Annotated in this window: 21 protein-coding genes and 2 tRNA genes; 9 read left to right on the top strand and 14 right to left on the bottom strand. The window is 62.4% G+C overall.

Going from position 1 to position 23,833, the window contains the following annotated elements; genetic code table 11:
- Window position 1: 1 nt before the first annotated feature.
- Window positions 2-946, top strand: coding sequence for a hypothetical protein (locus KQI17_RS05050; RefSeq protein WP_216495103.1), 945 nt, complete (start codon window positions 2-4; stop codon window positions 944-946).
- A 58-nt stretch (window positions 947-1,004) separates the two neighbouring features.
- Here KQI17_RS05050 and KQI17_RS05045 read toward each other — a convergent pair whose 3' ends face one another.
- Window positions 1,005-2,648 (bottom strand): copper amine oxidase N-terminal domain-containing protein, encoded by a 1,644-nt coding sequence (locus tag KQI17_RS05045; RefSeq protein ID WP_216495102.1) that lies wholly within the window; start codon window positions 2,646-2,648, stop codon window positions 1,005-1,007.
- A 103-nt stretch (window positions 2,649-2,751) separates the two neighbouring features.
- Window positions 2,752-4,749 carry a type IIA DNA topoisomerase subunit B gene (locus KQI17_RS05040; RefSeq protein WP_216495101.1) on the bottom strand — a complete coding sequence of 666 codons (1,998 nt, stop codon included), beginning with the start codon at window positions 4,747-4,749 and terminating at the stop codon, window positions 2,752-2,754.
- A gap of 368 nt (window positions 4,750-5,117) precedes the next feature.
- Here KQI17_RS05040 and KQI17_RS05035 point away from each other — a divergent pair, with 368 nt between their 5' ends.
- Window positions 5,118-6,311, top strand: coding sequence for an iron-containing alcohol dehydrogenase (locus KQI17_RS05035; RefSeq protein ID WP_216495100.1), 1,194 nt, complete (start codon window positions 5,118-5,120; stop codon window positions 6,309-6,311).
- A gap of 47 nt (window positions 6,312-6,358) precedes the next feature.
- Here the strand turns inward: KQI17_RS05035 and KQI17_RS05030 are convergent, their stop codons facing one another.
- On the bottom strand, window positions 6,359-8,020 hold the full coding sequence (locus tag KQI17_RS05030) for a helicase HerA-like domain-containing protein (protein ID WP_216495099.1): 1,662 nt from the start codon (window positions 8,018-8,020) through the stop codon (window positions 6,359-6,361).
- A 93-nt stretch (window positions 8,021-8,113) separates the two neighbouring features.
- Window positions 8,114-8,551: a stage V sporulation protein AC gene (spoVAC, locus tag KQI17_RS05025; protein WP_216495098.1), complete on the bottom strand. Its 438-nt coding sequence runs from the start codon at window positions 8,549-8,551 to the stop codon at window positions 8,114-8,116.
- Window positions 8,552-8,649: 98 nt separating this feature from the next.
- Here spoVAC and hemW point away from each other — a divergent pair, with 98 nt between their 5' ends.
- Together hemW and KQI17_RS05015 are read left to right on the top strand one after the other, a co-directional pair.
- Window positions 8,650-9,759: a radical SAM family heme chaperone HemW gene (gene hemW, locus KQI17_RS05020; RefSeq protein ID WP_216495097.1), complete on the top strand. Its 1,110-nt coding sequence runs from the start codon at window positions 8,650-8,652 to the stop codon at window positions 9,757-9,759.
- 130 nt (window positions 9,760-9,889) lie between these two features.
- Window positions 9,890-12,841, top strand: coding sequence for a phosphodiester glycosidase family protein (locus KQI17_RS05015; RefSeq protein ID WP_216495096.1), 2,952 nt, complete (start codon window positions 9,890-9,892; stop codon window positions 12,839-12,841).
- Window positions 12,842-12,952: 111 nt separating this feature from the next.
- On the opposite strand, the gene KQI17_RS05010 is transcribed toward KQI17_RS05015, so the two are convergent.
- The 9 genes from KQI17_RS05010 to KQI17_RS04970 all read right to left on the bottom strand — a co-directional run bounded on the left by KQI17_RS05010 (window position 12,953) and on the right by KQI17_RS04970 (window position 19,964).
- A complete protein-coding gene (locus KQI17_RS05010; RefSeq protein ID WP_216495095.1) occupies window positions 12,953-13,660 on the bottom strand; it encodes a response regulator in 708 nt (235 codons plus the stop codon).
- Window positions 13,644-14,765 carry a DUF4118 domain-containing protein gene (locus KQI17_RS05005; protein ID WP_022018833.1) on the bottom strand — a complete coding sequence of 374 codons (1,122 nt, stop codon included), beginning with the start codon at window positions 14,763-14,765 and terminating at the stop codon, window positions 13,644-13,646. Before KQI17_RS05005 ends, KQI17_RS05010 begins: the two co-directional genes overlap by 17 nt.
- Before the next feature lie 256 nt (window positions 14,766-15,021).
- Window positions 15,022-15,297 (bottom strand): OadG family protein, encoded by a 276-nt coding sequence (locus KQI17_RS05000; protein WP_216495094.1) that lies wholly within the window; start codon window positions 15,295-15,297, stop codon window positions 15,022-15,024.
- Window positions 15,298-15,420: 123 nt separating this feature from the next.
- Window positions 15,421-16,110, bottom strand: a complete 690-nt coding sequence (tsaA, locus tag KQI17_RS04995) for a tRNA (N6-threonylcarbamoyladenosine(37)-N6)-methyltransferase TrmO (RefSeq protein WP_216495093.1) — start codon at window positions 16,108-16,110, stop codon at window positions 15,421-15,423.
- Window positions 16,111-16,204: 94 nt separating this feature from the next.
- Window positions 16,205-18,106, bottom strand: a complete 1,902-nt coding sequence (locus KQI17_RS04990) for a DUF4914 family protein (protein WP_216495092.1) — start codon at window positions 18,104-18,106, stop codon at window positions 16,205-16,207.
- Between the two features lie 185 nt (window positions 18,107-18,291).
- Window positions 18,292-19,173 (bottom strand): YitT family protein, encoded by an 882-nt coding sequence (locus KQI17_RS04985; protein ID WP_216495091.1) that lies wholly within the window; start codon window positions 19,171-19,173, stop codon window positions 18,292-18,294.
- Between the two features lie 74 nt (window positions 19,174-19,247).
- Window positions 19,248-19,544, bottom strand: a complete 297-nt coding sequence (locus KQI17_RS04980) for a sigma-70 family RNA polymerase sigma factor (protein ID WP_022018828.1) — start codon at window positions 19,542-19,544, stop codon at window positions 19,248-19,250.
- Window positions 19,525-19,758 (bottom strand): hypothetical protein, encoded by a 234-nt coding sequence (locus KQI17_RS04975; RefSeq protein WP_216495090.1) that lies wholly within the window; start codon window positions 19,756-19,758, stop codon window positions 19,525-19,527. Before KQI17_RS04975 ends, KQI17_RS04980 begins: the two co-directional genes overlap by 20 nt.
- Window positions 19,755-19,964, bottom strand: a complete 210-nt coding sequence (locus KQI17_RS04970) for a hypothetical protein (protein WP_216495089.1) — start codon at window positions 19,962-19,964, stop codon at window positions 19,755-19,757. Before KQI17_RS04970 ends, KQI17_RS04975 begins: the two co-directional genes overlap by 4 nt.
- Before the next feature lie 81 nt (window positions 19,965-20,045).
- Between KQI17_RS04970 and KQI17_RS04965 the strand changes: the two genes are divergently transcribed.
- From KQI17_RS04965 to KQI17_RS04945, 5 genes are all read left to right on the top strand, one after another.
- A tRNA-Thr gene (locus KQI17_RS04965) sits at window positions 20,046-20,121 on the top strand.
- 29 nt (window positions 20,122-20,150) lie between these two features.
- A tRNA-Tyr gene (locus KQI17_RS04960) sits at window positions 20,151-20,235 on the top strand.
- A 321-nt stretch (window positions 20,236-20,556) separates the two neighbouring features.
- Window positions 20,557-21,312, top strand: a complete 756-nt coding sequence (locus KQI17_RS04955; RefSeq protein WP_216495088.1) for a LexA family transcriptional regulator — start codon at window positions 20,557-20,559, stop codon at window positions 21,310-21,312.
- A 118-nt stretch (window positions 21,313-21,430) separates the two neighbouring features.
- A complete protein-coding gene (locus KQI17_RS04950; protein WP_216495087.1) occupies window positions 21,431-22,558 on the top strand; it encodes a CobW family GTP-binding protein in 1,128 nt (375 codons plus the stop codon).
- A 12-nt stretch (window positions 22,559-22,570) separates the two neighbouring features.
- Window positions 22,571-23,500 (top strand): GTP-binding protein, encoded by a 930-nt coding sequence (locus KQI17_RS04945; RefSeq protein WP_022019297.1) that lies wholly within the window; start codon window positions 22,571-22,573, stop codon window positions 23,498-23,500.
- Between the two features lie 83 nt (window positions 23,501-23,583).
- Here the strand turns inward: KQI17_RS04945 and KQI17_RS04940 are convergent, their stop codons facing one another.
- Window positions 23,584-23,820, bottom strand: coding sequence for a PF20097 family protein (locus KQI17_RS04940; protein WP_216495086.1), 237 nt, complete (start codon window positions 23,818-23,820; stop codon window positions 23,584-23,586).
- Window positions 23,821-23,833 lie beyond the last annotated feature (13 nt).

Below are 23,833 nucleotides of genomic sequence, written 5' to 3'. Positions count from 1 at the left end.
CATGGCGCAGGAATTCACGCCCGCGCCGGAGGAATTTTCCCCGCCGCCGGAGACCGCGGCGCTGCCCGAGGAATTTCCCGCCCTCGGCACACGGGAGGAGCCGCCCCGCCGCGGCAGGAGCCGCATGAAATACCTGCTCGCTGCGGGACTCATGCTGCTGACCGCCGCATGGAGCCTCGCCCCTGACCGTCCCGCCCCGACGCCCGACACGCCGCCGGACGTCACACTTCCCGACGGCAGCGGCGGACCCAGCGAAGCCGATGTAGCGGAGCTTCTCGACACGAGCTGGCAATATGAAAACGGCACGGTCGTCCACTTCGCCGACGGCGTCGGCTGGTGGGAAAAGGACGGACAGCTGCTCCGCTTCACCTGGGAAGCGGGCGCCGACGGCGCGGCGGCCTACACCTGCGGCTACGCCGACATCACCTACGCTTCGAGCAGCCTGGTGCTGCGCAGCGTCACCTCCTCCGACACGGCGCGGGTACAGGGTGGTACGCTGCGTATGGGCGAGCCGTTCGACGGTCTCGCCGAGGCTCTGCCCCTCTCCGGCTACACCGTACCGGACGCCGCCGCGTACCTCACGCGCCCAACGCTCGATCTGCTCACCGGCTATGACTGGACGCCGACCGAAGCCTCCGGGACGATCTACTACACCGAGCTGCACTTCGCCGCCGACGGCACGGGCACCTTCGGTCTCGGCAGCGATGGGAGCGGCACACAGAGCACCTACCCCTTTACCTTTGAAATGTCCGACCTGCCGTATGCCGCCCGTGTACGACTTCTGAGCGAGGGCGACGTGGTCTTTTCCACCGGGAGCGGCACGACGCTCACCTCGCAGTCCCCGCAGCTCGACTGCGCGCTCCTCTTTACAACGGACGGGATGCAGCTCGCCGTCATTCGTCTCTTTTCCGACGGCTGCACCATGCTGTCCCCCACCGCAAAATGACCCTTACAGAAAAAAGGCGCGCTCCCGCTGGGAGCGCGCCTTCGCTGTTGTTCTTCTTTTATGCTGTGATCTGTCCCGCCGTGGGAAGCGCAATGACCGTTGTGCCCGCGGGCGGGGCGACGAGGGGCTTCTCGCTCGTCGTGCGGACGCTGACCGCCGCGTCAAAGGTCACGTCGCAGACGTTGCGCACCTGCACCGTTCCCTTGGCGGTCATACGACTGCTGTTGCCGGCGAGCGTGTAGTTGATGCGAAGCGCCGCTTCCTCATTGACGCTCGTCGACGCTGTGTACTTGAGCTCCACACCGCCGTCGTCGCGCAGCGTCAGGTCGATGTCCAGCTCCTCGATGCTTTCCTCCTTCATGACCTCCGCGGCATAAGCCTCGCCGTACATCTCCGTTATCAGCTTCGCAAGCTCCGCCTTGCCGAAGTGCCACTTATAGCTGCTGCCGGACTTCGTAAAGGTGTCATCGCCGAGAAGCTCGGCCGCGGCAGAGGCCAGCTGCGTCGTGCTATTCCAGCTTGTAAAGAAGCTGTTCGCCTCGCCCTGCATCATCGAGGCGTAGAGAAGACCTCCGACAGTATAGCTCTCTCCGCTGCCGTACATCGACGCCCGGAGATCGGCAAAGCTCATCGCGGCATCCGCCGCGTACCATGCGCCGGAGACGGTCTGTGCGCCGCTCTCCTTCGTCATCAATGCGTCAAAGAGCGGGGACTTATTATAGAGTCTGTCGCCGTAGATGACCTCCAGCTCCGGCTTGATGAGCGCTGCGCGGTAGGTCTCCGGTAGCTTCTCTCCGGCAAGTCCCTCGAGCAGCTCCGCAAGCCCGCTCAGGTCAGCGCTCATGCGCATACTCATACTGTCCTTGCCCAGCAGCATGGACGCCTTGCCGGAATACGGATAGCTGCGGTCGCCCTTGATGGAGTCGATGACCTTGACCGTGCCGGAGAGCGTCACGTCCTCCCTATAATTCTTGGAGGCGTCAAAGCGCTTCGCATTTCCGGCCAGATAGCCGTTGAGAATGGCGAGACGGCTGTCAACCTTCTTTGTGAACGTCTCCTCGTCGAGCAGAAAGACCATACGGTAATCATTGTCCCAGAAAACGTCGTAGCCGAGTACCTGCGAGAAGAAGCGAACCGGCACCATCGTGCGGTTCGAGGCCGTCGCGTAGGACGCCACGTCCATCTTCACCTCCGTGCCGTCGGAGAGCGTGATAACATCGCTGCCGATGACGTGGGTAAAGCTCGCCTTTTCTCCGGTGACCAGAGCCGAGCGCGTGGCCTGATCGTAATCGACCTGTGCGCCCATCGCCTCCAACGTGGCGCGCAGCGGGACCATCGTGCGGCCATTTCTGGCCTCGGGCGCGGCATCCGTAAAGGCGATGCATTTGTCGTTCAGCAGCACGTTGGTTTGCCCGACCACGCCGCCGAGCGCCGTGATGGTAGCCTCACGCTGTGCCCTCGCAGCCTCCGCGTCGGCCTCCGAGTCCTCCCTGACAAGGATAAAGGTCGGGCTGTCGGCGCTGCCGATGATGCCGACGTCCTTCCCGTCCACCGTGTCGGCCTCCAAGTCCTCCCCGACAAGGATAAAGGTCGGGCCATCGGCTCCGCCGATGATGCCAATATCCTCGCCCGCCGCGCTTGCGGGGACGGCCAGCGCCAGCGCCAACATCAGCGCCAGCAGAAGAGCGATCAGTTTTTTCATTTTTCCATTCTCCTTCCCTGTGTGGGTCCATTGGGTATCCTGTTCTTTCAGCGTACCATAAACGCCGCTCTTTTGCAAGGGCTTTGCCCCGTTTTCCGCCCTCCTACGAAATGTCCGCCAGTTCCAGATACTTGTAGCCGTTTTCGGCAATGTGATCCTTGCGCCCCTGCAAATTGTCGCCGAGGAGCAGGTCGAACGCCTGCGAGGTCGCCTCCGCGTCGGCCGGCATGACCTTGATGAGACGGCGCGTTTCCGGATTCATGGTCGTCAGCCACATCATCTCCGGGTCGTTCTCGCCGAGGCCCTTGGAGCGGTCGACCTTATAGCGCTTGCCCTCAAGCGTTTTCACGATGTCGTTCTTCTCCTTGTCGGAGTAGGCGAACCACGTCTTGTCGCCGCAGTTGATCTCAAAGAGCGGCGTTTCCGCGATGTAGACGTACCCCTCGCGGATGAGCGTGGGGCAGAGACGGTAGATCATCGTCAGAATGAGCGTGCGGATCTGGAAGCCGTCCACGTCCGCATCGGTGCAGATGACGACCTTGCTCCAGCGTAGATTGTTGAGGTCGAAGGCGTTGAGCTCCTTGACCGCCTTGCCCTGCACCTCCACGCCGCAGCCGAGCACCTTCAGAAGATCGGTGATGATCTCGCTCTTGAAAATGCGGGCGTAGTCGGCCTTGAGGCAGTTCAGAATCTTGCCGCGCACGGGCATGATGCCCTGAAACTCCGCGTCGCGCGAGAGCTTGACGCTGCCGAGAGCGCTGTCGCCCTCAACGATATAAATTTCGCGGCGGGACACGTCGCGCGTGCGGCAGTCCACGAACTTCTGCACGCGGTTGGAAATGTCGATATTGCCGGAGAGCTTTTTCTTGATGTTCAGCCGCTGCTTTTCCGCGCTCTCGCGGCTTCTTTTGTTGATGAGCACCTGCTCGGCGATTTTGAGCGCCTCGACGCGGTTCTCGATGAAGTAGGTCTCCAGGCGGGACTTGAGAAAGTCCGTCATGGCCTCCTGCACGAATTTGTTCGTGATGGACTTCTTCGTCTGGTTCTCGTAGCTCGTCTGCGTGGAGAAGTTGTTGGACACCAGCACGAGGCAGTCCTCCACGTCCTGCCAGGTGATCTTGCTCTCGTTCTTCTGATACTTGCCGCTGTCCTTGAGATATTTGTCGATGGCGTAGACGAAGGCCGTCTTAGTCGCCTTTTCCGGCGCGCCGCCGTGCTCGAGCCACGAGGAGTTGTGGTAGTGCTCGATGACGTTCACGCGGTTTGAGAAGCAGCAGGCGCAGGAGAGCTTGACCTTGTACTCCGGTTTATCCTCGCGGTCGCGGCCGCGGCGCTCCGTCTCCCAGAAAACGGGCGTGGTCAGCGCGCCCTCGCCCGCCAGCTCGGTCACATAGTCCACGATGCCGTTTTCGTAGAGGAACTCCTGCGTCTCGAATTTGCCGCCCACCTGGTCGCGGAAGCGGAACGTGATGCCCGCGTTGACGACCGCCTGACGGCGCAGCACGTCGGTAAAATACGACGCGGGGATGTTGATGTCGGTAAACACGTCGAGATCGGGCAGCCAGCGCGTGAGCGTGCCGGTCCTCTTGCCGCGGTCGGTCGGCTCGATCTTCAGCTCCTCTCCCTTTTTGCCGGTGATCTGCCCGCGCTCAAAGTGCAGGGAATATTTGTTCCCGTCGCGCCAGACGGTCACATCCATATAGCGCGAGGCGTACTGCGTCGCGCAGGCGCCGAGGCCGTTGAGGCCGAGGGAATATTCGTAGTTGTCGCCGTCGAGATTGTTGTACTTGCCGCCGGCGTAGAGCTCACAGTACACGAGCTCCCAGTTGTAGCGCTTTTCCTTGGGGTTCCAGTCCACGGGGCAGCCGCGCCCGTTGTCCTCCACCTCGATGCTGCCGTCGGTGTAATGCGTGAGCGTGATGACCTTGCCGTGCCCCTCGCGCGCCTCGTCGATGGAGTTCGAGAGGATCTCGAACACCGCGTGCTCGCAGCCGTCCAGTCCGTCCGAGCCGAAAATAACGCCCGGACGCTTGCGCACGCGCTCCGCGCCCTCGAGTAAGGAAATGCTCTCGTTGCCGTAATTCTTTCCTGCCTTTGCCATTTGTCTTCTCCGTTTCCATAGGATACTATTCCTTGTATATTATAGCCGCTCCGTCCCACAATAGCAAGTGTTTTGATGCGCTCCCGCGCCGCGCTCCGCGCTTGTTAAAAACTCGCGCAGCATTCTCAAATCGTTTTTGTATCGGTCAAAAAATAATCGAGCGTCAACCTGTAAATTTCTTGTAAAATCAGGGTTATTCACAGTTTCCACAGAGTTATCCACATTCATTATGTCAACACAAAATCACGCAAAAAATGCGCTTTTTCTCTCCCCTTCGACCTCTTGCAATGTGCGCGCAGGTGTGCTACCATAGGCGCAGAAAATCCGTGTGCGCTCCATTCCGCACACAGGCAAGGAGGACCCATTCCATGCAGGCATTTGAATTTTACTGCCCGACTAAGATCTATTTCGGCAAGGGCGCGGAGGCCCGCGTCGGCGAGGCGGTCAAGCACTTCGGCGGCACGAAGGTCTTTATCGTCTACGGCGGCCACAGCGCCGTGAAGAGCGGGCTTATCGCGCGCATTGAGCAAACGCTCACCGACGCGGGGCTTGAGCACATGAGCTTCGGCGGCGTGCAGCCCAACCCGCGCCTGTCCCACGCGCGCGAGGGCGTGCAGAAGGCGCTCGCGTTCGGCGCGGACTTCATTCTCGGCGTCGGCGGCGGCAGCGTGATGGACACGTCCAAGGCCATCGCCCACGGCGTCGCCAACCCCGAAACGGACATCTGGGATTTCTGGAGCAAGAAGGCAGCGCTCACCAAAACGAGCAAGCTCGGCGCGGTGCTGACCATCTCCGCCGCCGGCAGCGAGACGAGCGACAGCGCCGTGCTCACGAACGATGAGACGACGCTCAAGCGCGGACTGAACACCGACCTCCAGCGCCCGCTCTTCGCCATCATGGACCCCGAGCTGACCTATACGCTCCCGCGCTATCAGGTCGGCTGCGGCGTGGTGGACATCATGATGCACACGCTTGAGCGCTATTTCAACCCCGGCCATCCCTCCAACCGCATGACCGACGAGATCGCTGAGGGCCTGCTGCGCACGGTGATCGACGCGGGCCGCGTCGCCATGCAGGACAGTCACAATTATGACGCCATGAGCGAGATCATGTGGGCCGGCTCCCTCTCGCACAACAACCTCACGGGCCTCGGCGGCGTGAAGGACTTCTCCGTGCACCAGTTCGGTCACGAGCTTTCCGGTATGTTCGACGCCGCGCACGGCGCGACGCTCTCGGTCATGTGGCCGCAATGGGCGCGCTATGTGGTGGACACCGATCCCGCGCGCTTCGCGCACTACGGCGAGGCCGTTTGGCGCCTTACCCGCAAGGGCGGTGAGAGCGACCGCGACCTTGCCCTCCGCGCCATCGACACGACCGAGGAGTTTTTCCGCTCCATTGATATGCCGACCACCTTCACCGAGCTCGGCATCGGCGTGCTCAGCGAGGAGCAGCTGCGCGAGCTTGCCGAGCGCTGCACCTTCTTTCACACCCGCGTTGTCGGCAAGTTCTGCCCGCTCGATTACGACGGCATCCTCGCCGTCTACCGCATGGCAAACAAGTAAACCGCACAAAGGAAAGGCGTGCCGTCCGGCACGCCTTTTCTCTCTATTTACCGTTTCAAAATGCCCAGAAGCCCGCGCTTGAGGATCTGCCCGCCCGCCGAGATGAGCTGCGTCTCGATCTTGGACTGGAGCCGTTCGGCCTTTTTCTTCGCCGCGGCGGCTTCGCGCTCGCGCTGCTTTTCCAGCTTCTTCTGCTCGGCCTCGGCGGCCTTCTCCGCCCTCCGGCGCGCCTCGTCCTCCAGCTTTTGTGCGCGGCGGCGCTCCTCATCCTCTAACTTCTGCGCGCGCCTGCGCTCCTCGTCCTCTAACTTCTGGCGGCGCTTTTCCTCGGCGGCCTCCTCCTTGGCGCGCTGCTTCTCCGCCTCCGCCGCAGCCTTCTCCTGCGCAAGACGCTCCTCCTCGCGCTGCTTTTGCAGCGCCGCGGCGTCAGCCTGCTCGGTCAGCACCTCGTAGGCGGAGAGATTATCCGCCGCGTCGTCGTACTTCTCCATGCCGTCATGCAGCATGGCCTTCATGCGCGCCATTGGCTCGGGCGCACCCATGAGGCTCTGCGGGCAGACGATCTTCGTGCGCTGCACGATGGTCGGCACGCCCTGTTCATCTAAAAACGAGGTCAGCGCCTCGCCGACGCCAAGCTCCATGATGGCGTCCTCCGCGCGGAAGGCGGGATTGGCGCGGAACGCCTGCGCCGCGACGCGCACCGCCTTCAGCTCGGCGGGCGTATAGGCGCGCAGCGCGTGCTGCACGCGGTTGGAGAGCTGCGCGAGCACCGCGTCGGGAATGTCGCTCGGGCTCTGCGTCACGAAGAATACGCCCACGCCCTTCGAGCGGATGAGCTTGACGGTCTGCTCGATCTTCTGCACGAGGACCGCCGGCGCGTCGCGGAAGAGCGTGTGCGCCTCGTCGAAGAAGAACACCAGCTTGGGCTTTTCCAGATCGCCCGCCTCGGGCAGGCTCTCAAACAGCTCCGAGAGCATCCACAAAAGGAAGCTCGCGTAGAGCGTCGGGTTCTGCACCAGCTTCACGCAGTCGAGCACGTTGACCATGCCGCGGCCGTCCGCGTCGGTGCGCATCCAGTCATAGATGTCGAGCGGCGGCTCGCCGAAGAAGAGGTCGCCGCCCTGCTGCTCGATCGGCAGCAGCGCGCGCAGGATCGCCGCGACGGACTGCGGCGTGATGTTGCCGTAGGTCATCATGTACTCCGCGCGGTGCTCACTGACGTAGTTCAGCATGGCGCGCAGGTCCTTGAGATCGAGGAGCAGCAGCCCCTTGTCATCCGCGATGCGGAACACGATGTGCAGGATGCCCTCCTGCGCGGGCGTGAGGCTGAGGATGCGGGACAAAAGCTCAGGCCCCATGTCGCTCACCGTCGCGCGGACGGCGTGGCCGCCGGTCTGATAAATGTCCCAGAAGGTCGTGGGATAGCCCTTGTAGGCAAAGCTGCCGCGCAGACCGAAGCGGTCGATGCGCCTTTCCATGCCCTCGCTGCTCACGCCGGGGGCGCAGATGCCCGCGACGTCGCCCTTGACGTCGCACAGGAACACCGGCACGCCCGCGTCGGAAAAGCTTTCGGCCATCACTTTCATCGTGATGGTCTTGCCCGTGCCGCTCGCACCCGCGATCAGGCCGTGGCGGTTGCACATATTGAGCGCAAGCTCCACGCGCGCGCCGTCCGCAAGTCCCATGTAGATCTTCCCGTTTTCGTACATCGTGCCATCCTCCGTTGTTCGATTCGATGACACTATTATAGAATATCGTGCGGCGCGGCGCAAGAGAAAAGCGCGGCCCCGCCGCGCTTTTTCCTATCCCAGCAGCATCAGCACCGCGCCGTACACCACGCTCGCGAGCGTGCCGAACACGATCACCGGCCCCGCGATGACGAACATCTTTGCCGCCATGCCGGTGATGATGCCCTCGGCCTTGAAGTCGATGGCGGGCGAGACGACGGAGTTGGCAAAGCCCGTGATCGGCACGAGCGTGCCCGCCCCCGCGAAGCGGGCAAGGGAATTATACAGGTTCAGCCCCGTGGTCAGCGCCGCTAAAAAGATGAGCGTGACGGAGGTCGCGGTACCCGCGTCGGTCTTGTCGAGCCCGAGGGACCTGTAGCCGTCCAAAATGAGCTGACCGAGCACGCAGATCGCGCCGCCGATCAGAAAGGCGAGCGCCGTATCCTTCCAGATGGGCGACTTCGGCGCCCTTTCCTTGATATACGCCTGATATTCCTGCGGTGACATATCCATAAGATCACTCCTTTTGGCATAGCATTTCCAGCGGGAGTATTTTTATCCATCGTTGCCTTTCCCCGCAAAATCGGCTACAATGGACGCGAGGTGATACCATGCGCTCACTTGGGCTTTACATCCACATTCCGTTCTGCAAGGCGAAGTGCATTTACTGCGACTTCTACTCCCTGCCGCGCGCCGAGGGACAGATGGACGCTTACGTCTCCGCGCTGACCGCGCAGCTCGCCGCGTGGCGGGAGCGCACGGCGGACTGCACCGTAGACACCGTTTACTTCGGCGGCGGCACACCGAGCTATCTCGGCCCCGACCGCCTGTGCCGCCTTCTGGACGCGGTTTTTCAAAGCTGCCGCGTCGCCCCCGGCGCGGAGATCACGCTCGAGGCCAACCCCGACAGCGCGCAGGATATTTCCGCCCTGCGGCAGCTGCACGATGCAGGCTTCGACCGCCTCTCGCTCGGGATGCAGTCCGCGGACGACGCGGAGCTGCGGCGCATCGGGCGCGTCCACACGCACGCGCAGACCGTCCGCGCGGTGGAGAATGCTCGCGCCGCGGGCTTTGACAATTTGAGTCTCGACCTCATCTACGGTCTGCCCGGGCAGACGATGACGCGCTGGCAGGCAAACCTCGACGCCGCGCTCGCGCTCGCGCCCGAGCATCTTTCCTGCTACGGGCTGAAGGTCGAGGAGGGCACGCCGCTCTCCGCGCGGCACGAGCGCTTCACGCTGCCCGATGACGACGCACAGGCGGATATGTACCTCTACGCCGTCGATTTCTTGGCGCAGCATGGCTATGAGCAGTATGAAATTTCCAATTTCTGCCGCTCGGGACGGGAATCCCGCCACAACAGCCGCTACTGGGCGCTCTCGGAGTACCTCGGCTTCGGTCCCGGCGCGCACAGTGACTTCGGCGGCGAGCGCTTTGCGCTCGCGCGCGATCTCGACGCCTACCTTGCGGGACACACCGTCTATTCCGAGCGCTCCGCGCCCTCGGCGCGTGAGCGGGAGACCGAGCGCGTCATGCTCGCGCTCCGCACGACCCGCGGCGTCGCCGCGCATACGCTGCCGGAAGCCGCGCGGCGCATTCTCCGGAATTGTGAAGCCCACGGCCTCGCCCATCTTTCCGGCGGCTTTTATACCCTCACGCCCCGCGGCTTTCTGGTCTCCAACGCCATCCTTGTCGATCTTTTGGAAACAATGGAGCTTTGACGGAACTTTTTTCCGCCTTTCTTCGTCTTTACTTTTAAGGGCCGTTATGGTATAGTAACGTTATGTCAACTTTCGCTGTGCAAAAGCATAGCAAAAACAGGTATGTGCCGTATTTCAAAAGGAGATCATTATGAAAGCACTGTCCCGCAAATGCACCGCCTTTCTCTTATCCCTCACCCTGCTGCTGACGCTCGCGCCGACGGCGCTCGCCTCCGAAGCGCTGGGCGACGACCTTGACCTGCGCTCAACGACGCTCAACCGCGGCGCCGAGCTCGGCGAGGGCACGTTCTGGAGCAACACCTTCTCCGACCTGCGGCAGGAAAACTACGTCGTCTACACGCCGAACACGAGCGTGACGCCCATCGTCACCTACGGCGATTACACCACCGCGACGAGCACCGTTTCCGCCGCCGCCAAGCGTCTGGAGGAGCAGGGCCTGCGCGTGGTCGCGGGCATCAACGGCGACTACTACGATACGCTCAACGGCGCGCCGCTCGGCACGGTGATGACCGATGGCGTGCTGCGCGTCGCCTCCGCGAGCAACTATGCCGTCGGCTTCCGCGCGGACGGCACAGCCATCCTCGGCGCTCCGGCGCTGGCGATGCAGGTCGAGAGCGCCAACACGTCCTTTTCCCTCGCCGCCGTCAATCAGGTGCGCTACTCCTACGGCGGCATCTACCTCTACACCTACGATTTCAACGCCCGCCGCTCCACCGGCACCAACGCCGCGGGCTATGACGTGGTCTGCTCGGCGGTCGACGGCCGCCTGAGCATCGGCGAAACGCTGACGCTCACCGTGGACGAGATCCTGCCCGAGGCCACCGACACCGCCGTGAGCGAGGGCAAATACGTCCTGACGGCGAACCTCCTCTCCGGCGAGGAGAACCTCGCTCTGCTGCGCGCGCTCGCGGTCGGCGACACGCTGACCGTCACCGTCCGCGCGGCGGACGAGGGCTGGAACGACGTGGACTACATGATCGGCGCGCTCTACCAGCTCGTGGAGAACGGCGAGGTCTGTAAGGGGCTTGCGGCCGGCGCCGCGCCGCGCACCGCCATCGGTCAAAAGGCCGACGGCAGCCTTGTGCTCTACACCATCGACGGCCGCCGGAAGGGCTACTCCATCGGCGCGAGCCTGACGCAGGTCGCGCAGCGCATGATCGAGCTCGGCTGCGTGACCGCGCTGAGCCTGGACGGCGGCGGCTCGACGACTCTGTGCGTCACGCTGCCGGAGGACGGCAATGCCAGCGTCTACAACACCCCCTCCGAGGGCAGCCTGCGCGCCGTGACGAACCATATCTTCCTTGTCGCGTCGAATGAGCCGAGCGGCACGCTCGACCACATCGCGCTGCGCACGGAGAGCGACCGCATGCTCGCGGGCGCGCAGGTCCTGCTCCGCGCCTCCGCCATCGACACGAACTACCTTCCCATGGATAAGGAGGTCTCCATCGCGAGCGACCGCGGCAGCGTGCGGACCGACGAGCTGGGCAATACGGTCCTGACCGCGCCGAAAACCGCCGGCACCGTGACCGTCGGCGCAAAGGTCGGCGGCAAGTACACCACCGCCGAGCTCCGCGTGATCGAGACGCCGGACGAGATCCGTCTCGGCAAGAGCGGCACGCTCACCGAGCTGCGCGTCTCCCCCGGCGCAAGCGTCGAGCTGACCGCACAGGCCTATCAAAACCACCTCTCCCTGCTCGCGCAGAACTCCTGCTTCATCTGGACCACCGAGGGCGGCGTCGGCACGGTCGATGAAAACGGCGTCTTTACCGCCGCCGGCCATGCCGCCTACGGCAGCCTGACCGTCCGCGCGGGCGAGACCACGCGCACCATCCCCGTTTACGTCACCTCCGATCCTCTGGTCCTGCTCGACGGCTTCGAGGGCGAGCAGACCGTCCTTACCCAAAATACCGACAAGAGCTTCGTCCGCTTCGGCGCCGCCTCCGCGCGTTGGGACTATACCACCGGGCACGCCCCCGAGACTGCGGAGGAGCTCCTTCTGAGCGTGGAGCGGACCTACTCTGTCCCCTCCGGCTATGACCGCGTGACGCTCTGGGTCTACGGCGATGGACAGCGCGAGACGCTCGCCCTCACGACCGATGCGGGCGAAACGAACGCCGCCGTGATCGACTTCACCGGCTGGCAGCAGCTCGCCTTTACCCTCCCGGGCAAGGCGAAGATCGTCACCGGCTTCGCCCTGCGCCTGCCGTCGGCTCTGACCGGTACGCTGTACCTCGATCAGCTCGTCGCGGCCCGTGAGGGCATGAGTGATACCGCTGCGCCGGAGATCACCGTCTCCCTCTCCGAGGACGGCACGGCCCTGACCGGCAAGGTCTTTGACGCCGTGGACGGCGGCTCGCTCGCCACGCTGCGCGTAACGCTCGACGGCAAGGCGCTCAGCTACACCTACGACCACCAGACCGGCGCGCTCCACGCCGCGCTGCCCGCCGCGGACGGCAAGGCGCACCGCATCGCCGTCATCGCCGGCGACGCGAGCGGCAACCTCGCCCGTGCCGGCATAAGCATCACCCCGTCGGAGCTGTCCGCCGCCTTCCCCGATACGGACGGCCACTGGGCCAACGCCCCCGTGAGCTTCCTGAAGGCGAGCGGCGTCACCACCGGCGACGATCTCGGGAATTTCAATCCCGACAGCCCCATCACCCGTCAGGAATTTGCCGTGCTGCTCCGCCGCTGGCTCGCGCCCACGCAGGACACCTCCTCCGTTGAGCTGCCCTTTGCCGACAGCGGCAGCATCGCCGACTGGGCGAAGGACGGCGTGCGCGCCATGTATGCCCTCGGCGTAACGAAGGGCAGCTACGACGGCTACGGCCGGCTCTGCTTCCTCCCCACCGCGACCATCAGCCGTCAGGAGGCGCTGACGATGCTCGGCCGTCTCCTTGAGCTGGGCTACGCCGCGCCGGAGTGGAGCTTCACCGACAGCGACGCCATCGCGGACTGGGCGCGCGGGCACATCAACACGCTCTGCGCGATCGGCGCGCTCTCCGGCTACGCCGACGGCGGTATCCACCCCACCGAGCCCATCACCCGAGCGCAAGTTGCCGCGTTGCTGTTCAGCATGACGTAAAAAACGCAAGCAGCTCTTGCCGAGCCATCGGCAAGAGCTGTCTGCGTGATTGTGTGGAGGGACTCTCGTCCCCTGGTATAGAAACCGCCTTCGGGCGGTTTTTATCGTTTCTTACTCGTTCTCGAGCATCCGGTAGCCCACGCCGATCTCGGTGAATATGTACTCGGGCGCGGCGGGATTTTTCTCGATCTTGCGGCGGATGTTCGCCATGTTCACGCGCAGGATCTGATTGTCCGCCTTGGCTTTGGGGCCCCAGATCTCGCGGATGAGGAAATCGTAGGTCAGCACCTTACCGGCGTATTTGCCCAGCAGCGCCACGATCTTGAACTCGTTGAGCGTGAGGTGAACGTCCTCCCCGCGCATGAGGACATGGTGCTTGTCGTAGTCGATGGTCAGGTCGCGGACCGTATATTTTCCGGACTGCGCGATGGAGTCGTTGTCAAGACCCGTGCGCGTATGGCGGATGGCCGTGCGGATGCGGGCAAGCAGTTCACTCGTCCCGAAGGGCTTTTCGATGTAATCGTCCGCGCCGAGATCGAGCGCCGCGACCTTGTCGCCCTCGTGCGTGCGCGCGGAGACCACGATGACCGGCACACTCGACCAGGCCCGCACCTGCTTGAGCACCTCCATGCCGTCCATGTCGGGAAGGCCGAGGTCAAGGATGATCAGGTCGGGACAATGCGACGAGATCATCGACAGCGCCTCCTTCGCGCCGCCCGCCATAAGCGTGTCGAAGCCGTTGGCGGCCAGAATGGTGGACATGAAATTCTTGATGTTCTGCTCGTCCTCGACGATCAATACCTTATCCCTGATCTTCATCCTCTTTTTCCTCCTTGAGCGGCAGGTAGAAGCGGAACTGTGCGCCGCCCTCCGGCCTGTTTTCTGCGGTGATCCTGCCGCCGTGCGCCTTGACGATCGTCTGGCAGACGGAAAGACCGATGCCCATGTTTTTCTTCATATCAAAGCCGCCGCCCTTCTCGCCGGAAAGCGAGCCGTCGAAGAGCGTCGCAAGTCTTTCGCGCGGAATGCCGAGCCCGTTGTCGCTGACCGTGAAGCAGGCCTCGTCGCCGATGTGCTCCACGCTCAGCCGCAGCTCCGTGGTGCTCTCGCCGTGCAGCACTGCATTTTCCATCAGGTTGAGCAGCACCTGCTGGATGAGCGTCGCGTCCATCGGGACGAGCACGACCTCCTGCGGCACCTCGACTGCGATGCGGATGTTGCTTTTGAAGCGCTTTTCGAATTTGTGGACCGAGGCCGCGAGGATCTCCTCCGCCGCCTCATATTCCTTGCTGATGGCCGTCTGCTCGCCTGAGATGCGGGTAATGGAGAGCAGATTCTCCACCATGCGGATGAGCCACTGGGCGTCCTCGTTGACGTCGCGCAGCAGCTCTCTTTGCTGCTCGGTCGAGAGCGTGTCTCCGTTTTCCAAAATGGCGGAGGTATTGCCCACGATGCTCGTGAGCGGCGTGCGGATATCGTGCGACATCGCGCGCAGCAGATTCGCGCGCATCGTCTCGCGCTCGGCCTCCGTGCGCAGCCGCTCCTGCTTTTTGATTTTGGTGTTCATCGCGCTGATGATGAGCGACACCGCCAGCATCGTCAGAAAGGTCAGCGGATAGCCGGTGAGCCTGAAGTTGAACGCCCAGAATGGATAGGTGAACACGAAGTTCACGCAGATCACGCCGAAAAGCGAGCTGAAAACGCCCCAGAAATAGCCCTCCGTAAAGCGGGAGATGATCACCACCGCCAGCACGAAGATCAGCAGCGTGAAGCTGCCGTTCTCGTCGATACTGCGCAGCACAAAGCAGATCGCCGCGGCGATACCGAGCAGCAGCGCGGTGAATATCGCGTCACGCAGGTGGATCGGTATGCTTCTCCACATTTTTTCGGTCCATTGTCCGATCCGGCTCAGCAGGTCCTTCATAGCAAGCTCCCCTCCGGTCACCCTCTATGATGACCATTGTATCATATCTCTTGCTAATTATCTGCTAAGCTTTCCGTTTTTGCAAGCCATTTCTGCTAAGCTTTCCGTTTTTGCAAGCCATTTCTGTTCAATTCCCGTCTGTTTTGCCGCACCGGCGAATGGAAAAGCATCAGGGGCGGCGCGCTGCGCCGCCCCTGATGCTTAAAGGGAGAAGTGAGAATCTATGTCGGAGTTATGTAAGGGTGTGTCCTTCCGCTCAGATCCTGCGGATGTTGATCGAGCTCACGCGGGCCAGATCGAAGCCAGGCTCCTGCTGCAGCGCCGCGAGAATGGCGATCCTGACCTCGGCGGTCAGGCCGTCCGCAGGAACAGCGGGCGCGGCGGGGACCGGCGCCGCCTTGGGCGGCTCGGGCTTTTCGAGCTTCTGCATGACCTTGCCCATCAGCATGGTCAGGAAGATGATGCAGATGAGGCCCACGAAGGTGGTGCCCATACCCATCAGACACACAAACAGATTGGAAACTTCATTCATTGGGAAACACGCTCCTCTTTTCTCTTGGTGTCCCCATTATACGGTTGCAAGTTTTCCTGCACAAGGGCTTTGCCGCTCTCTTCACGCCGCCTTTACGCTATAAACTTTTCTCTTAACGCGCGGTTAACCGTCCCGCTCCTCCGTCACCTCCACCACATACACAGCGCCGTCCGCGACGCGGAAGCGCACCTCAAGCCCGGCAAACGCCATGCCGTAAATGCGCTGCGGATCGCTCTGGTAGTGCGGCCGCGGATCCTGCGCGAGAACGCCTGTGAGGGCATCACGCTTGTCCTCCGGCACGCGCGATAGAAGCTCCGCCGGGAAGTCCACCGCCAGCGTCTTGCCGCGCTGCGGCGCAAAGCCGCCGCTCGCCTCCGGCTTGCAGTCGGCGTAGGGGAGGTACGGCTTGATGTCATAGATGGGCGTGCCGTCCATCAGGTCCGCGCCGGAGACGAGCAGCACGCTCCCCTCCGCCGTCTGCTCCACGCCCTCGAGCCGCACGCAGGAAAGGCCGATGGCGTTCGGGCGGAACGGCGAGCGCGTAGCGAACACGCCCATGCGCTCGTTGCCGCCGAGCCGGGGCGGACGCACGGTGGGCGACCAGTCCTCGCGCACGGCCTCGGAGAACTGCCAGATGAGCCACAGGTGGGAAAAGCCCTCGATGCCGCGCAGAGCGTCGGCATTGCGGTATTCCGGCTCGAACACGATGCGCGCACGCAGGGCCTCCACCAGCCCGCTCTGGCGCGGCACGCCGAACTTTGTTTTGAAATCGCTGCGGATGCGCGCGATGACCTTGATGCTGTGCTGCTCCATAGGACCTACCTCGTCGGTGACCGCGCCCGTGGGCGCGGTGAAATAAAAAGGCTCGCTGCGGCTATTGTATCAGCCGCAGCGGCCTTTTGCAATTTTATTTGAGCTTCATCGGGGTGAGGGCGAGGTAATCGTCCAGCGTGCCGTCGTGCAGGCAGCAGTCGATGATCTCCTTCCCCAGCGGGTCGAGATCGTCGCAGACGAACTGCGCGACCTGCTCCTTGATGAAATCGGTGAGAATCTTCGCGCCGGCGTCGTAGCCCTCGGTGCCGAGCTTGGACTGCGTCTCGGGGCGCAGGAAGGTCTGACGGACGAACTGGCTGTCGAGCTTCATCTCGTCGAGCGCGTAGCCGAACAGCGCGCAGCGCGCGGGCACCAGATGCTTCGCGCGCACCGTGCCAAGGTGGCGGGCAAGGTACTCACGGCTGAGCCATTCGCCCATGAAGCCGACGTGGTAAGCGCCGATGTGCTGGTTCGGGATGAGCACGTTCGTGGTGTTGGGGCTATTCATGATCTGCTCGAGCAGCAGATTCGCCTGCGTGACCTTGAGCCCCGTGGCGAACGGCCAGTAGGAGCCAACGCCCTCGGCCTTCAGACCGCTGCCGGCGTTCGTGTCCGCGATGGACGGGTTCTTGAAGCCGCGCGGCGAGACCAGACGCCACAGCCACGCAATGCTCTGCGGCACGACCTGCAGCATACCCATCACGCCGTAGTTCGGGTTCTTCGCGGTGCTCGGCGGCATCCGCACGCCGAAGCTGCGCACATCGACCTCCACCGGCTCGGTGTCGGGCACGATGTTGTCGAGCATCTTGCGCGGCAGGATGACGCGCGGGTTCGAGCAGGGCTTGCCGTTCGACTCGATGACGTGCTCCCAGATCAGGCAGGTCGAGCCGGGGATGCCGTCCATGTTGAAGAACACCAGCGGCTCGCTCGGATGGATGCAGATGCGCTCGTAGAGCGGGTTGTTGCCGTAGGCGTTCATGCCGTCCATGCGCAAAAACCAGCCGTTCTCGGCGTCGAGGATGCGCAGCTTGCCGCTCGTGGGGTCCTGAATGGACTTGAGCGCGCAGGCCATGTCGTCGGCGATGGGATGGATCTTGCAGCTCTCGCCGAGCGTCATATAATATTTTTCGCCCGTGACCGTATGCGTACCGATGAGCAGGCGGTCGTCGTCCTCGCGGTGGAAGTCCTCGAGCATCTCGCTCTTGCCGCCGCCGGACGCGCCCTCGTGCATGAACACGATCTCGTTTTCATACGGCGTCTCGACCATCGCGGCGCTCGTATGGCAGCAGACCCAGCCCTCGTGCTCGCCGATGTCGAGCAGCAGCGAGAACACGCCCTTCTTGGCGCTCGGGCCCGGGTAGAGGTTGTAGGCCCAGACCTCGTGCAGCTCCGCGCTGCGGTTGTGGACGACGACCTGCTTGCCGTCGAAGTGCGTATGGCGGAACGGGGGCGCGACATAGATGATGGCGCGCGGCTTATAGTGCTCGGGCACGTCCGCGATGCTCACGAAGCCCTGCATGTTGGCGAGCGAGAGCGCGAAGAACGCCGCGTTCATCGGGCAGATCATCAGGCTCGGGTAGCCGTGGCCGTTCGGGCCGGCGTAGAACGGCAGCATCACAATCTGCTGATTGCTCAGCCAGTCGAGCGTCTCCTGCCGGAGCTTGGAGAACTCATAGCCAAAGCGATCCTTGAAGCGGGGCTTGTCGGTCGGCAGCTCGTCGCCGATGGCCATGCTGTTCGGATCGCGGCGGCGCATATAGTCCTCCATGAAGTTGACCACGCAGCCGTTCTTGCAGCGCACCACCTCGGCCTCCTTGACCGTGCCGAGCCCCTCAATGGGATACACCACGTCGTAGCGGGAGGTGTGCGTGGGGCCGTAGGCCATTTCCTGCAGCTCCTCCTTCGTCTCGGCGTAGGCGATGCACTTGCACTTCTTCAGTGCCTCCGCCACCTCGGGCGCAAGCTCAAATCGGTTGAAATAGTTGTCGGTATACATGCAGCAAGCCGCCTCCTTCAAAAATAAAAGATTAGGTCGTACATTATCACACTTTTCCCAAAAATGCAATAAAATTATTCCGAATCACTCCATCAAATTATCTGATATGCACAAATTCCGTCGTTTTTCCGACTTTTTGCAGGAAATCATGCAAAAGGGAGATGCCGTGCGGCATCTCCCTTGCTTCAGGACAGCTTGCGGATGAAGTTTCCGTGGATGGTCACGCCCTCCTGCGTGATGAAAAAGGCGTTCGGGTCCAGCTCGTGGACCACGCCGTAGAGGTCGGCCTCCTCAAATTTGGAGACGCACACGCACAGCACGCGCAGGTCCTCGCCGGTGTAGGCGCCCTTGCCCTCCCAGTAGGTCACGCCGCGGCCGAGCCGCGCCATGATGTTCCTCGGCAGCTCGGGGTCCTCGTCCTTGGTGAAGATGAGCACCTGCTCGGTGATGTTCTGCTGGTGCCCGCGGTCGATGAAGAGCGCGCAGAACACCGTATAAATGATAGAATAGATCGCCGCGCGCAGACCGAAGAGGACCGCGCAGAGCGTGTAGAGCAGCGCGTTGAAGCTCAGGCTGAAGCGCCCCACGCTAAAGCCCTTGCCCTTCTTGGCGAGCCACAGTCCGAGGATGTCCAGCCCGCCGGTCGAGCAGCCGCAGGTGAGCACGATGCCGAGCGAGAAGCCGACGAGGATGCCGCCGAGCACGCAGTTCGTCAGCGTCTCCTCCACCAGCGGCGCCGCCGGCGGCGGCACAAGGCTCAGAAACAGCGACGAGGTGACGGTACACACCGCGGTGCGCACAAGGAAGCCCCTTCCCAGCGCCTGCCACGCCAGCAGCAGGATGGGCACGTTCGCCGCCAGATACAAAACGCCCGAAAAGTCTACGTTCGGCGACAGCCCCAGCGCCTCCACGATCAGCGTGCGGGCGACCTGGCAGAAGCCCAACAGGCCGCCGGTGTAAAGTCCCATCGGGACAATGAACCAGTTCACGCCGATGGCGTAGAGCAGCGTCGCGGCCACGGCCAGAGCCAGACGGCACCACCGGTTCTGTATCGCTTTGTGCAGCATAGACATTCCCTCCGCTCCTGTTTTCCCTGTGCTTTTTTATTGTATGCGCACCGCGTGCCGAAGTCAAGCGCAGACTACAGCGCGTAGCGCAGGCATTGATAGAGCCGCCGTTTGGCGCGCAGCAGCGTGCGGGACACCGTGGACTTGTTGACGCCCAGCTCCTGCGCGATCTCGGTCACGGTCTTATTCTGCTCAAAATTCATCCGGAGCAGCTGCCGCTGCCGCGCGGTCAGCGCCTCCTGCCTTGCCAGGCGCAGGTTGCGCTTGAGCCGAAGCAGCTCACCGTCATTGTCCTGCGCGTTGGCGCGCAGCCACGCCGCCATGTCGCCGTAAAACTCGTTGTTGCGGATGCTATAGGGTGTACCTTTCATCGCGGTGATAGTTCCTTTCGTAATAGCGTTTCGTCAGCTCGGCCAGCTCGCTCGACTGTCGACGGAGCACCTGCAGATCGGCGATGCGCCGCTTGAGCCGCTCGGCCTCCTCGCGGTCCTTCGCGGCCCGGGCCGCGGCGCGCAGCTCCGAAATGCGCGTGCGCAGCACCGCCGCGTCCGCGCGGTATGTAAAGGATATCTGATATAGTGTCACGCTTCCCCCTCCATTCCGAACACGGTCTCACAGGGCGCAAGCTCCGCGCGAGCGAAGGCCGGAAAGCAATCCGCGCAGACGCTCTGCCCGTTGAGATACCAGCCGCGCTCCCCGCGCAGCAGCTCGCACCCGCACAGCGAGCATCGGCCGCAGGGACGGCCGTAGGGCCTGCGTTTTTCCGCAGGCGAACAGATTTTAAAGTGCAAAAGCCCTTCCTCCCGAAAAATGAAAAATTCAGGCTTGACAAACGACGCGGTATCTGCTAAAATCCATTCTGTTGCTGAAATGCTGGTATAGCTCAGTTGGTAGAGCAGCTGATTTGTAATCAGCAGGTCGGGGGTTCGAGTCCGTCTACCAGCTCCAAGCTTCCGCTTCAGCGCACAAGTGAATATGGGGGAATTCCCGAGTGGCCAAAGGGGGCAGACTGTAAATCTGTTGTCAGTGACTTCGGTGGTTCGAATCCACCTTCCCCCACCAAGAAAATCGTTACGCCTTATGGCGTGACGATTTTTCTTTTTGAAAGGCGGGCGGATCCGCCTTCCCCGCCGAAGCCCCCGGCGGTTTTCCGCATCCATCCTTTCCCGCCGAACAGCATACCGAAAAGCATCTCAATCACAAGTTAATGGAAATTGCCGCTTTGTTTTGTCAAGTTTCTTGTGAGCATCCTTACCATATCACAAGAAACTTGTTATGTCAAGAATAAATTTACAAGTTTCTTGTTAAAATGTTTGACAGAACCAAGCTTTTGCGTTATGATGGTGTCGAAATTACTCGAACCCTTTATAGGAGGTGCTTTTCATGAGCTTCCGCGATCAACTCAAGGCGTGCCGCGAGGCCTGCGGCCTGACGCGCGCGGCGCTGGCCGAGCAGCTCGGCGTTTCCGCCAGCGCCGTCGGCAACTATGAGACCGGCGTCAGCTTCCCCAAGGAGGACGTGCTGCTGCGGTTGTTCGACGCGCTGCGCACCGACCCCAACCAGCTCTTCTGCGGCAGCTACCGCAGCGGCGGCTTCGATCTCTCCGGGGCCGAGCGCACGCTGCTGGAAAAATACCGCTCGCTCTCTCCCATCGGACGCGACACCGTGCGCAGCGTGACCGACGCGCTGTGCGACTACCGCGACGAGCTGACGGAGGAGCGCGGCAGCAAGCGCGAGCCGCGCCTGATCCCGCTCTACAACTCCCCCGCCGCCGCGGGCTATGCCACGCCGGTGCTTGACGAGGACTTTACCTATATCCCCGCGGACGAGAGCGTGCCGCGCGGCGCGGACTTCGCCGTGCGCATTCAGGGCGACTCCATGGAGCCGTACATTCACGACGAGAGCGTGGTCTACGTCAACCGCGACCCGCTCGCAGACGGCGACGTAGGCATCTTCTGCGTGGACGGCGCAATGCTCTGCAAGCAGTACCACCGCGATGCGCTGGGCATGACCTACCTTTTCTCCCTCAACCGCGCCCGCGCCGACGCCGACGTCGTGCTCACCTCCACCGGCACGCGCAGCCTCGCCTGCTTCGGCCGCGTGATGCTGCCGCACCGTCTCGCGGTTCCGCAGCTGTAGCATCGCTCATTTTTTGCGCAAAAAATGAGCTTTTTGCCCGTGAGGGACTTGAATCGTTCACAACTCGGGCATATAATAGCAATTCAGTAAAATCAAGAAAAAGGAAGCGTATCCCACCATGACAAAAATTGACATTTTCTCTGGTTTTCTCGGCGCCGGCAAAACGACGCTCATCAAAAAGCTCATTGCCGAAGCCTACGCGGGCGAAAAGCTCGTGCTGATCGAAAACGAATTCGGTGAGATCAACATCGACGGCGGCTTCCTCAAGGAGTCCGGCATCGAGATCTCCGAGATGTCCGCCGGCTGCATCTGCTGCTCGCTCGTGGGCGATTTCAACAAGGCGCTGCGCGAGGTCGTGGAGCAGTTCCACCCCGACCGCATCCTCATCGAGCCGAGCGGCGTGGGCAAGCTCTCCGACGTCATCGTGGCGGTCGAGCGCACCGTGGACGAGTGCCCGGAGCTGAAGCTCAACAGCTACGTCACCGTCGCCGACGCCAGCAAGGTCAAGGTCTATATGAAGAACTTCGGCGAGTTCTACAACAACCAGATCGAGGCCGCCGGCACCATCATTCTCTCCCGCACGCAGAAGCTCTCGCAGGAGAAGTTAGAGGCCGCCGCCGCGCTGCTGCGCGAGAAGAACCCCGACGCCGCCATCCTCACGACTCCGTGGGACGAGCTGGACGGCAAGACCATCCTCTCCGCCATTGAGAAGGTGTCGCTCAGCGACGAGCTGCTCGAGAAGATGCGCCGCGAGCACGAGCTCGAGGAGGCCGAGCACGAGCATGAGCATCACCATGACCATGATGAGCATGACGAGCACGAGCATCATCACGATCACGACGAGGATGATGACCACGACGAGCATGAGCATCATCACGAGCATGACCACGACGACCACGAGCACCATCACCATCACCACGACGGCGAGGAGTGCGACGATCCCGCGTGCGAGTGCCATCACCATCATCACCACGCCGACGACGTGTTCTCCTCCTGGGGCAAGGAAACGCCCAAGCTCTACTCCAAGGCAGCGCTTGACGACATCCTCACGAAGCTCGACAGCGGCGACTACGGTCACATCCTGCGCGCCAAGGGCATCGTGAACGGCGAGGGCGGCTGGCTCGAATTTGACTACGTTCCCGAGGAGCACGAGGTCCGCGCGGGCCATCCCGACTACACGGGCCGCCTGTGCGTCATCGGCGCGGAGCTCAAGGAAGACAAGCTCGCCGAGCTTTTCGGTCTGTAAGGAAGGACATTCATGGATATTCCTGTCTATCTGGTCGCCGGCTTTCTCGACGCCGGCAAGACCAATTTCATCAACGGCATTCTGGAGGACGGCTTCGCCCGCGAGGATAAGACCCTCCTGCTCTGCTGCGAGGAGGGCGAGGAGGAGTACGAGAAGAAGGCGCTTGACAACGTCACCGTCGTCACCGTGGACGACGAGGACGAGCTGACCGCCGACTTCTGCCGCGAGCTGGAGAAGAAGTACCGCCCCAAACAGGTGCTCATCGAGTACAACGGCATGTGGCAGATGGAAAAGCTCTACCGCGACGTGCTGCCCGCCAACTGGGTGCTCTACCAGATCATGACCTTCGTGCAGGCGCCGACGTTCGAGCTGTTCGTGAAGAACATGGGCCAGCTCATGATGGAGAAGATCACCAACGCGGATATGCTGGTCTTCAACCGCTGCACGCCCGAGCTGAAGGAGGCGCTCCGCGCCCGGAATCTCCGCATGGTCAACCGCCGCGCGGACATCTATCTGGAGGACAACGACGGCAACAGCGAGGATTACCTCACCGGCAACGAGTGCCCGTTCGATATGACGCCCGACCTCATCGACATTCCCGACGACGATTACGGCGTGTGGTATGTAGACGTGATGGACCACCTCGACCGCTGGGACGGCAAGCGTGTTCACATGAAGCTCCTCATGTGTCACTCCAAGAAGTTTCCCGGTGTCCACTGCCCGGGCCGCTTCGTGATGACCTGCTGCGAAAACGACATCCAGTTCGTCGGCGTAGTCGCCAAGGGCAAGGACCTCAAGGCGTACAAGAACCGCGACTGGGTGGACGTCACCGCCACCGTCCGCAAGGAGTATATCGAAGCGTATCAGGGCGAAGGCCCCGTGCTGTATGTGGACAAGATCACCACCTGCGCCAAGCCCGCGCAGGAGGTCGTTTCGTTCTGAGAGAAAAAGGAAGCCATGCGGTGCATGGCTTCCTGGGCAAACGAAAAGCTCCCGCCTTCTGCAAGGCGGGGGCTTTTCCCGTTTTATTCTTCCTCCGGAAAGGGAACAATGAGCCTGCGGCACGGGCGGCAGCAGTATGCCTCCGGCCAATCCCGCCGCGTCAGAGCCGGGTTCCACGCCAGCCCGACCGCGCCGACCTTTTCCATGCTCTCGCGCGTGAACCACGCCGGGAGCTTTGCGCCGTCCGGCAGAAAATACTCGCCCCCTCGGCTGTGAAGCGTCCCCTTTTCCAGCGCGCCACCGCAGTACGGACAGTTCATCTTTTCTCCTCCT

Origin of the sequence: Oscillibacter sp. MSJ-31 (assembly GCF_018918025.1) — a bacterium.
Classification (GTDB): domain Bacteria; phylum Bacillota; class Clostridia; order Oscillospirales; family Oscillospiraceae; genus Hominicoprocola.
The sequence above is the reverse complement of the archived record's forward strand: the minus strand, read 5'-3'. Positions and strand labels throughout refer to the sequence as shown.